The sequence below is a fragment of the uncultured Hymenobacter sp. genome (genome assembly GCF_964242765.1).
GTDB lineage: Bacteria > Bacteroidota > Bacteroidia > Cytophagales > Hymenobacteraceae > Hymenobacter.
Window position 1 is genome coordinate 1 of record NZ_CAXTBM010000112.1, and the last position, 10,458, is coordinate 10,458.

Consider the following 10,458-nt stretch of genomic DNA (forward strand, 5'->3'; position numbering starts at 1 on the left):
GCAGTGAGGCGCAGCAAGGTAACTAACCCTAAGCGTGAAATGTGGCTTCAGGACTGCTAAAAGGGGTTATCATAAAAAAATGTGTAAAATTTTGTCATTTACTTAATCATTATACAAAGACTATTTTGTATGTTCCGGTCCCTATGCTATTGCGGACTACTGGCAGCGGCTTCTATCGTTACCGGCCGCGCTTGGTCCGCGCTATTGTCGGTTGCTTGACGGCGGCCAGTTTGTGTATTATCCTTAACCATTACTTGTATGGAAATCAGCCTGCTGATGCTGGTCGCCGTTGTGGGCGCCCTGCTGTATCAGGATTGCACCAAGCGCGTGCGGGAGTTGACCTCTCGACTGCAAAAGCGCGAAGACGAGCACCTGGCTTTATCAGTGACCGTCGAGCGTTTGCGCCAGGAGTTGCAACGGCTCCGCCCTCAACCACCGCAAGAGGTGGCTCCAGCGGCACCACCGCCTCCAGTCCCGGTTCCGGCCCTAACCGTGGCGCCACCTCCTCCGGCATTGGAATGGTATAAGTCGGCGGCACCTGCCGCGGCCATCACTCCCCCATTACCAGCGGCTACTCCGCCAACCACAGCGCCACCCGCATCAGTAGCTGCCGAGCCCACGCCGGCCCCTATTAAAGCTCCCGCAGAAATTGCGCCCATAGCACCAGCGTCACCCGTAGCGCCAACTGCCGCTGATGCAGCTACTCCGCCGCCCACGCCCCGGCCGGTTGAAAAGCCGGTTCAGGCGCCATCTACGCCCGTTCCTCAAACGGCCACTCCAGCCGTAACGCCCGCACCCGTTCGGCCAGCGCCAGCACCAGTGCTCCGCCCTACTCCACGGCCAATTCCAACTCCCGTGGCCGTTGCGCCAACCGGCCCTACCTGGTGGGACCGGGCCGAACAACTCCTCCTCGACAACTGGACCGGTATTTTGGGTGCCGTGGTTCTCGTGATGGGCATTGGCTTCCTGGGGGTGTACACGGCCCTGCGCGTGAGTGCGCCAATGCGCTTCGGCATGATTACCTCTTTCGCGGCGGCGCTGCTGGGGCTGCATTATTACCTGCGGCCGAAGCCCTTTGCCGCGCAACTGCATGTGTGGCTGCAAAGTAGTGCGGCGGCGGTGTTTCTGTTTGCCTGCGTGGGGGCGGTGAGCGTACCGGGTTTGCAATGGGTTGATCCGCCGTTTAGTTACCTCTTACTACTAGTAGGCGTGGCCGCCAACCTGTGGTTAGCCTGGGACGCCAGCCGAGAATCGGTGGCGACGCTGCACGGGGTGCTGAGTTTGGTGGCGTTGGCGGTGCTTCCGCACACCTTGCTCACCCTGGCGGCCGCGGCGGGCGTCACGGCTTTCAGCATCGCTATTACCTACCGCCAGCGTTGGCGCTATCAGTTACTGCTTAGCATCGTCAGCTTTTTCGTGTTTCATCAATACTGGCACTATTCACTGGTAGCTGATGGCCCGCCCTCCAACTTCCTGCGGCTCGGCGCCATGGGTTTGGTGTTACTGGTGGGAATAGCGGCGGCCGTAGTGCAATACCGGAAGGTGTACGCCAGTGTGCGTTTCGATGCCTTGCTGTTCGCGGCCCATATCCTGAACTGGACTTGCCTGGGCATCAATCTCTACCAGTACAGCACCGGCTCGCCCTGGAAAACCGTACCGCTAGGTTTGGGCGCGCTCCTCACGTTTTGGGTGGCCCGGCAGGCGCGCCAGCTTGGCATCCGGTGGCTGTTCCGCACCGACAGCATCATCTCGCTGATTCTGGCTTTATTCACGGCCTTCTCGTTGCAGGGCTGGCACGCTACGGGTACGCTCGTGCTGCTGTTTATGCTGCTCGAAACCTTGCTGGTTGCCTTCATTATGGCCCGCGAGCGGGAAGTGGTGGTGTTTCAGGTGGCCTCGGCGGGCGCTTTGCTGGCGAGCGTAGGGCTGTTGGTGCTAAACATTGCGCAAATCACTTCTTACACGCCTACCGAGTTGCACCGCAACGCCGGTTTGCTGTTGCTGGCGGGCTTACTCGGAGCCGGCTACTTCCAGCTTGTGCAACGCCAAGCGCTACTCAACGAGGAGGCAGACGAACCAAGCGGGCACGAGCTGTACCGCGGCTTCGGCGGAATGGTGGGCGCGTTGTATTTGGGTGGCGCCGCCTTGCTGGTACAAGCCTTTTTCGGCGTGCCGAATCCGCCGGTAGCAGGGCTAGTGAGTGGTGCTACCGTTGCAGCAGGTGCGCTTTTTGGCGTCGCGTGGTGGCTGCGTTCCACTAAAGGCTGGTTCCGAACCATGCATTTGTTGTGCGGGCAGGCGCTGTTGGTAGTGGCTATTTTGGGGCTGCACAAGGCGGGCCTCGTGTGGCCAGCCGTGGCGGTGGTACTGTACCTGGAGAGCCTGCTCTTGGCGGGCCTGTTTGGCCGAACCAACGAACCACCGACCTACCGCGCTTTGCTGGTGGCTACCGTGTTTAGCGGCGGCTGGCTGCTGCTGGCCTCTACCACGCTGGTTGCGCATTTGTCGGGGCTCGAGCTGCACCGCAACGCGCTGCTTTTGCTGCTGGCCGCTTTCGGTAGTTCCCTGGCTTTGCACTTGGCGGTGCGCTTGCCACAGTTTGCCGCGTTGCTCTTCGAACCCAACGACCGGATCCTGCACGTTGGCCTTCGGGTGCTAACGGGCTTGTTTTACGTAGGTGGCGGCTTGTTGCTCACGCAAGCGTTGTTTGGAATTGATACGCCACCCGTGGCCGCCTTAGTTGGTGGTTTAGCCGCCACGGCGGGCGGGCTGTTTGGGCTGGCGTGGTGGATGCGCGGTAGCCCCGGCTGGTTCCGGCCGCTGCATCTACTGCTAGGCCAGTTGCTGCTGGCGGTAGCCATTTTGGGCTTGCACGAAGCCGGCCTTTCCTGGCCCGCCACGCTCACACTACTCTATCTGGAAACCCTGGTACTCACGCTGCTGCTGGCTTGGCACCAGGAATGGCTGCTCTACCGCGTTCTAGGTTATGCTTCGTTGGTACTAGCCGTGGCGCTGGCTCCGTTCGTGTACCGCACCAGCCCCGCTTTGCTCTCCGACTCGTTGCGGGCTTTGCTGCTGGCTGGCGCGGCGCTGGCTACTGCTGGCACGCAGGCGCTGTTGCACCGCCGCGATGCCCCTGTGTTTGATGCAGTACCGGTTTCCTATAACCCACTGTATAGTTTACGCTTGCTTGGCATGCAGACAGGACTTTTGTTGCTAGCAGCAAGCGGCTTGCTATACGAGCATACCTGGGCGGGTTGGGCTATAGCTGGCTTGGGTGGGACGTTACTGGTGCTCCGGCGTTACGCTACAATACCAGGCTTGTGGTTGGGCTTGCTGTTCCTAACCGTCGGCTACCAAGGCTTGCAATGGAGTGAGGTCCTCCCGGTTCAGCAAACCTTCCAACCCGTATCGGTGCTAGGCTACCTCTTGCCAATGCTGGCCTTGTCCGGGGCGGGGCTGTTCTGCTCGTGGTGGGAAGGCCGCCAGCAGCACGTACGCTGGCCGTGGCTATATCTGCTCGGGCTGCACGCAGCGCTCGCCGTTTGGGTGGCCTTCGCGCCGCGCACTGAGGCCGTGCCTGTCCTGCTATGGGCGCTACTGGCAGCCGCAGCGGCGGTGGCAGCTAACGAGGTGCGTCAACGGCTGACCACCACTGAAGCCTTAACGCAACACGGCCACCCCGACCGGTTCCTGCTGCACCTCACCTATAGCCTGCTCACGCTGGCGCTGCTTGGGCACCTGAGTTTACTGGCCACTTCCTCTACTGACCTGTTGCTCGGCTTGCCGGCTCGCCGCTTCACTGCCGCCGCATTGCTGCTGGTCTTGGCTGGTTTGGCGTGGCAGCGCCTGCCTGCCACCGCGCCAGTGTACCGTTCCACGCGCTACTTGCAGCCCCTGCTTCCCGAGCTGACACTGCTCTTTGCCGCTTTCACGCTGTGGCGGGAAGTGCAGCTGCAATGGGAGGCGCTGCTGTGGATAGTAGTGGCCTTTGCCCTGACATTGGGTGCCCGCCAACTCCCCCACCGACTGCGCCGGGTGCAGGTATACGGCGTGTTTTTCTTTGGAGCCGCCGTACTCTGGAGCAGCTACGTAGCCCTCACCGATATTGCGCCCGGCCAACTCCTGACGGCTCACTGGCTCGCCACGGCTGCTACCGTAGTCCTGCTGTTCGTGTACGCTGCCGTGGCCTTCAACCAGCCGCCACTAGCCGCCGAAGAAGCCTATTGGCCGCCGTGGCTGGTGCCCCTGGCCAAGCTCGGGCAACTCACCCTACCAATACTGGTGCCCTTGCTGCTGTACCCGGCCTTCGTGGCGCTCATGCTGCTGCTGGTCCAGTCCTTCGACCGGTCCGTGCTAACGGTACTGCTGATACTCGAAGTCATGGCCGCTTTTATCAGTAGCCTGCTGCTGCGCCGCCAAGACCTGCGCTATGCCTCGTTGATTGGAATGGCCATCTGCTTCGTGCGGCTGATAGGCTATGACCTAAGCCAGAGCAACACCATCACCCGCGCCATCGTCTTCATTCTAATGGGGCTGTTGCTGCTCGCTATGAATGCGCTGTATGCCCGCTTCAAGGACCGTTTTGCGCCGGCAGCTACCGAGCCAGAGGAAGTGGAGTAGCGTTGTTCGGCGAGGGTTAATCCTCAGTTCTTGAACGATAAAAAGGAGGGAACTGGTTTTTAGCCTAGAAGCTAAAATATCAGTTCCTTCCTTATTTGAGAGAGGGGTACAGCAACCAAATACTAGAAGAATCATCCAATCGTCTGTCATCCTGAGCGTGCGAAGGACCTTCTGCCCGCCGAACGAGTCATTGTTGCGCCTGCTGTTCTAGCGTGAGAAGGTCCTTCACTTCGCTCAGGATGACAGATGCGGGGTGTTCCACTACCATCACCACTCCTGTCCTGGCCCCAAAGTGAACTACCTGCTAGTTTTCTAGAGCTAGAAACTAGAACTAGTCCCCCTCTCTTATATTCCGCGCATCAAGCGGCGAAGGGCTAGGGGTAAGGTCCCTCACAAGCCCATAATTGCCGCGTACACGCCGTTTACTACCTCGGCCATTCGCTTGAAATCCAGCGTGTCGATGGTGTCGGAGGGGAGGTGGTAGTTGGGGTTGCGCAGGAAGGACGTGTCGTTGATCATGAGGGCCTCGTAGCCGTACTTCCAGTAGTTGCGGTGGTCGGAAAGACCAGCTAGGCCCATTTCGATAGGCAGGTTGATGCGCTGCACGTCGAGGTCGGCCTTGGTTTTCATGAGTTCCTGCACGCGCTGCGTGAAGCTTTCCTGGCCCGTGCGGCCTACTACCGTAATGAAATTGCCGGTGTTGGGATAGAGCGCAGCTATCTGCTCGTTCGGGAACCGTTGGGAGCCGGGCTCGTCGCGGAAATAGCCGATCATCTCGTAGCAGAGCATGGCCCGCACCGGTACCTTCGCATCGTGCAGCGACTTGGCATGGACGGCGCTGCCCATGTGCTCGGTGGCGAAGTAGGGCGGTTCCTCGTTGGGGTACGCCACCAGCTCGACGCGGTATTTGGAGTTGGAGCCGAGGCTTTGCAGCAGCCGGGCCGTTTCCAGGAGTCCGGCCACGGCACTGGCGTTGTCGTCGGCGCCGGGCTGGTCGCCGCACACGTCGTAGTGGGCGCCTATTACTAGGCGAGGCGCATCCGGCGGGCCAAACCACAAGATGATGTTGCGGTATTGCCGGCCGTCGGCCTTGAAGGTTTGCTCTTCCACATGGCCGTCTTCTAGCTTCTCAAACGTGGCCTTAATATAATCGGCGGCGGCATTGAGCGAGGCAAGATTGCGGTAGTGACGGGCTGGTTGCAGCGAAGTCAGAAACTCTACATCGGCATATAGTTGGTTTTGATCGGCACCCATAGGTTGGTTGGGTTGGGAAGAGGTAGATCGGGAGGAAGAGGCCCCTCGCTGCGAGTTGCTTTGCTCACAGGCCGCAACGCCTAGTAAGGCAAACAGTAGTCCGCACACGGTGCTTTTAAGAGGAGGCATAAGCTGTAAACGAGGAAAAGGCCGATGTGGTCATTCAATTCTCTCCTACCTTAACGGCGCAGAAACCTTATGCAGCATGGCACTTTCGTACCAAAGAATTGTCGTTAAGATCGGCTCCAACGTCCTCACGCAAGAAGATGGCTTGCCCGATACAGCCCGCATTCAGCACTTAGTGGACCAGATTGCCAGCCTCAAAAAAGTTGGCAAGGAAGTGATTGTGGTGTCGTCGGGGGCGGTGGCGGCGGGACGGAGCTTGGTCTCCGTTTCCGAGAAAGCCGATGCCGTGAGCAGCCGCCAGTTGCTGGCCGCGGTGGGCCAGGTGAAACTGCTGACCACGTACGCCGAGCTGTTTCGGGCCCACGAACTGGTCTGCGCGCAGGTACTGGTGACGAAAGAGGACTTTCGAGACCGGCAACACTACCTGCACATGCAAAACTGCTTCCGGGCGCTGCTCCAAAACAACATCATCCCGGTGGTCAATGAAAACGATGTTATTTCCGTCACGGAGCTGATGTTCACCGACAACGACGAGCTGGCCGGCCTCGTCGCGTCGATGCTGGACGCTGACGCACTGCTGATTTTGAGCAACGTAGACGGTATCTTCGACGGCGACCCGAAGGCACCCGGCGCACAGCTGATTCCGGTAATCGAGCCCACCACGACCAGCTTTTCCGGTTTCGTCACTACGCAACGCTCTCAGTTCGGGCGCGGCGGCATGATTACCAAGTGCCACATGGCCCACAAAGTGGCGCAATTGGGCATTGCGGTGCATATTGCCAACGGCAAAACCGAGAACATCCTGCCCCGCATTCTGAGCGAGGAAGTAGTGAACACCAAGTTCATTCCCAAAAAAACCGCCTCGCGCAAAAAGAAGTGGCTGGCTCACGCCGAAACCGCCGCCAAAGGCGCCGTGCAGATAAACGCGGGGGCTAAAGCCGCCCTCACTGCCCCCGGCAAAGCCACTAGCCTGCTGCCCGTGGGCATACTCGGTATCATCGGCACTTTCGAGAAAGGCGACATCATTCGGCTGCTCGACGAAGCAAGTAAGCCCGTCGGCTTAGGCATAGCCGAATACGGCTCCGACAAGGCCCTGGAACGCCTCGGCCTGCAACACCAGAAGCCGCTGGTACACTACGATTATCTGTTTCTGAGCGCGGAAATCAGCTAGCCTGGTGTACCACCAACTTTCAGTTGGTGCCCTGTTGCACGATGCCGTTGCCACGGGAACGCGCTGGTTGTTCAACGAGTCACCAACTGAAAGTTGGTGGTACATCATCCAACGAAACGCGAAGCCCAGGCTTCGCGCTACACCCTCTCCGTCATGGACTTACAAGCCAGCTTCCAAGCCACCCAAGTAGCTAGTCGTAACCTCGGCTTGCTCGCGCCTGCTAAGGTGAATGCGCTCCTGCTCGACCTCGCTGCCACCGCCGTGGCACAGACGCCGTTCTTGCTTAGCGAAAACGAGAAAGATCTGGCCCGCATGGCGCCCGACGACCCGCGCTACGACCGGCTGCAACTCACCGCCGCGCGCCTCGAAAGCATTGCCCGGGACATAGAAAGCGTGGCGGCCCTGCCTTCGCCGCTAGGCAAGGTGCTGCTGGAACAGGAGTTGCCCAACGGCCTGCACATTTCCAAAATCCGGGTGCCGCTCGGCGTAGTGGGCATCATCTACGAAGCCCGCCCCAACGTAACCTTCGACGTGGTAGCGCTGTGCTTGAAAACCGGCAACGCCTGCCTACTCAAAGGCGGCTCCGACGCCAGTTTCTCCAACCAAGCCATCATCTCGGTAATTCACGAGGTCCTCTGCCGGCACGACCTGCTCCCCTACTGCGCCACCCTGCTCCCCCCCGACCGCCAAGCCACCGAGGCCCTGCTTCAAGCCGTCGGTTACGTGGACGTGCTGATTCCGCGCGGCAGTCAGCAGTTGATTGAGTACGTGCGCCAGAATGCCAAAGTACCCGTCATCGAAACCGGCGCGGGCATCGTGCACACCTACTTCGACGAAACCGCCGACCTCGCCAAAGGACGCGCCATCGTCGCCAATGCCAAAACCCGCCGTGTAAGCGTCTGCAACTCTCTGGATTGCCTGCTGCTCCACGAAGCCCGCCTCATTGATTTGCCTGCGCTAGCCGCGCCCCTAGCGCAAGCCGGCGTGACCATCTACGCCGATGAGCCCGCCTACGCCGCTCTGCGCGGCCTCTACCCCAACCAGCTCCTCCAACCAGCCGCGCCCGAACACTTCGGCACCGAGTTTCTGTCGTTGAAAATGGCCATTAAGACAGTAGCCAACCTCGACGAAGCCCTAGCCCATATTGCCACTCACAGCTCCAAGCACAGCGAAGCCATAATTTCGGAAGACGCCGCCCAGATCGAGCAGTTCCTGAACACCGTCGATGCCGCCGCCGTGTACGCCAACGCCTCCACCGCCTTCACCGATGGGGGGCAGTTTGGCCTTGGCGCCGAAATCGGCATCAGCACCCAGAAGCTTCATGCCCGCGGCCCCATGGGCCTGGAGGAACTAACCAGCTATAAGTGGTTAGTCCGCGGTAATGGGCAAGTGCGCTCTAGCTAAAAGGTTGGGGCGGGGCACTTACATTCATAACAGAACGTCATGCTGAGCGCAGCCGAAGCATCTCGCTTGCGTCGTTGAATTAGCACCACAACCTCAGCACGCGAGATGCTTCGACTATGCATCCGGCTGCGCTCAGCATGACGTATTGTGGATTTCTCAGCTACATCCTGAATTGGTTTGGTGGCTTTCCTGCTTCTTCTATGCGCGAAGAGATGCCACCAAATCCATCAGCAGCTTATGCCCTTCCGGCCATAAACCTAAGTCAGCTTCAGAATTAATGTGACTCAGCGCGCCTACATTCACCAGCCGGCTGCCCCATGCCTCGGCAAACTGCTGTGCCCGCGCCAGCGTCACGTACTCATCATTCGTACTGGCTACCACGATACTCGGAAACGGCAGCCGCGCCAGTGGCATGGGCCGGAAACCGGTGACTTCCGGCGGAAAGTCGGGTTGGTCGACATCGGCGGGAGCCACCAGCAAGGCGCCGGCTATGGCATGTTGGGTGGTAGCCGCCCAATGCGCGATGGTAGCACAAGCCAAGCTGTGCCCTACCAGTACTACACCCGAACCGGCCGCTGCTACCGCCGCATCAAGTGTCTGCACCCAATCAGTGCAAACAGGCTGGTCCCAATTGTGCTGTTCTACGCGCCGATAGCCGTAGTGCTGTTCCCAGTGGGTTTGCCAATGCTCGGAGCCAGAATTGCCCAAGCCGGGCGCAATGAGGATTGTTGGGGGCATGAGGGGTTTGATTTTCCGACGAATATAGGCTGCCCCCGTATCTTTACTAACCACCGAATTTCATTTGTACCATGCCTCCTATCACCAGCTTTTCTCAACTCGATGTCAGCAAAACGTATTCCTACGCTGATTATCTGACGTGGCAGTTTGATGAACTTGTGGAGCTGATAAAAGGTAAGGTTCGCCGCATGAGCCCGGCGCCCCGCCGCGTCCATCAAGAAATTTCAGGCTACTTCTTCGGTTCTGTCTATGCTCATCTCCTTAGCCAGCCTTGTAAGGTCTACCATGCTCCTTTCGATGTACGTCTAACCACCGCAGGCCCTAACGGTGATGCACAGATTACCACTGTCGTGCAGCCAGACATCTGCGTAGTCTGCGACCCTACAAAACTAGACGATAAAGGCTGTCTCGGCTCTCCTGACTGGATTATTGAAATCCTTTCGCCGAGCACAGCGGCTTACGATACAAAAGAGAAATTCGACCTCTACGAAGAAAGCGGCGTGACAGAATATTGGATAGTGTTTCCCGGCGAAAAAAGCATTGCCGCCTACGTGCTGGAAAACGGCCGCTACCAAGCACGCGGCACCTACTTTGCCCCCGGCGACATGCCAGTACACACGTTACCGGGCTTGCAGTTACAGTGGGAACGGGTATTTGAAGAAGCCTAAAACAGATTATATGTCCGCTTTTGTCTTGTCTGGTCAAAAAATGTGAATTTCCTGTAACTCAAGAGAAACACAGTATGGCATGTATAGCACATTGAACGTAGCTGTTACATCACTCCATTTCCCGTTTAAGGGAAGACTAAACCATATCTCCCCTACTATCAATGCATCTTCTGTTCTATGCTTTCGGGGCATATGAAATTCTACTTCCGCGTATGGATTGCCATTAGTTCCTACGGCTTCTTCCATTGAAGTTACCTTATATATTTCTGGCTCTCCCTCATATTCTGGAAATCCGTAGCCATAAATAACATCTCGTATTAGTTCAGGTGTCCACTCATAATAAGGATCCTGATAGGTATATTCTAGAGCCTCTTCATAGCGTTCTGCTTCCAACAAATGAATCCACAAACGTACAGCATCTAGCAAGTCTTCGTCTGAAACGTCGATAGGTAATACTACTGGCATATCTAACAG

The 10,458-nt window shown here is 58.3% G+C and carries 7 protein-coding genes; 4 read left to right on the forward strand and 3 right to left on the reverse strand.

Features of this window, described 5'->3' with window-relative positions:
- Window positions 1-258: 258 nt before the first annotated feature.
- Window positions 259-4,623, forward strand: coding sequence for a hypothetical protein (locus ACFE7X_RS24230; protein WP_375438257.1), 4,365 nt, complete (start codon window positions 259-261; stop codon window positions 4,621-4,623).
- 390 nt (window positions 4,624-5,013) lie between these two features.
- Here ACFE7X_RS24230 and ACFE7X_RS24235 read toward each other — a convergent pair whose 3' ends face one another.
- Entirely contained in the window at window positions 5,014-6,006 is a 993-nt protein-coding gene (locus ACFE7X_RS24235) for a M28 family peptidase (protein ID WP_375438258.1), read from the reverse strand.
- A gap of 76 nt (window positions 6,007-6,082) precedes the next feature.
- On the opposite strand from ACFE7X_RS24235, the gene proB reads away from it, so the two are divergent.
- Window positions 6,083-7,174 carry a glutamate 5-kinase gene (proB, locus tag ACFE7X_RS24240; RefSeq protein ID WP_375438259.1) on the forward strand — a complete coding sequence of 364 codons (1,092 nt, stop codon included), beginning with the start codon at window positions 6,083-6,085 and terminating at the stop codon, window positions 7,172-7,174.
- 96 nt (window positions 7,175-7,270) lie between these two features.
- A complete protein-coding gene (locus ACFE7X_RS24245; RefSeq protein WP_375438260.1) occupies window positions 7,271-8,578 on the forward strand; it encodes a glutamate-5-semialdehyde dehydrogenase in 1,308 nt (435 codons plus the stop codon).
- A gap of 198 nt (window positions 8,579-8,776) precedes the next feature.
- Here the strand turns inward: ACFE7X_RS24245 and ACFE7X_RS24250 are convergent, their stop codons facing one another.
- Window positions 8,777-9,316 carry an RBBP9/YdeN family alpha/beta hydrolase gene (locus ACFE7X_RS24250; RefSeq protein WP_375438261.1) on the reverse strand — a complete coding sequence of 180 codons (540 nt, stop codon included), beginning with the start codon at window positions 9,314-9,316 and terminating at the stop codon, window positions 8,777-8,779.
- 71 nt (window positions 9,317-9,387) lie between these two features.
- On the opposite strand from ACFE7X_RS24250, the gene ACFE7X_RS24255 reads away from it, so the two are divergent.
- Window positions 9,388-9,984, forward strand: coding sequence for a Uma2 family endonuclease (locus ACFE7X_RS24255; RefSeq protein ID WP_375438262.1), 597 nt, complete (start codon window positions 9,388-9,390; stop codon window positions 9,982-9,984).
- A gap of 33 nt (window positions 9,985-10,017) precedes the next feature.
- On the opposite strand, the gene ACFE7X_RS24260 is transcribed toward ACFE7X_RS24255, so the two are convergent.
- The coding region (locus ACFE7X_RS24260; protein ID WP_375438263.1) for a hypothetical protein at window positions 10,018-10,458 on the reverse strand (441 nt) is incomplete at its 5' end.

Coding starts and splice junctions, on each gene's coding strand:
- ACFE7X_RS24230 (WP_375438257.1), top strand. CDS start 259: ATGGAAATCAGCCTGCTGATGCTGGTCGCCGTTGTGGGCGCCCTGCTG.
- ACFE7X_RS24235 (WP_375438258.1), bottom strand. CDS start 6,006: ATGCCTCCTCTTAAAAGCACCGTGTGCGGACTACTGTTTGCCTTACTA.
- proB (WP_375438259.1), top strand. CDS start 6,083: ATGGCACTTTCGTACCAAAGAATTGTCGTTAAGATCGGCTCCAACGTC.
- ACFE7X_RS24250 (WP_375438261.1), bottom strand. CDS start 9,316: ATGCCCCCAACAATCCTCATTGCGCCCGGCTTGGGCAATTCTGGCTCC.
- ACFE7X_RS24255 (WP_375438262.1), top strand. CDS start 9,388: ATGCCTCCTATCACCAGCTTTTCTCAACTCGATGTCAGCAAAACGTAT.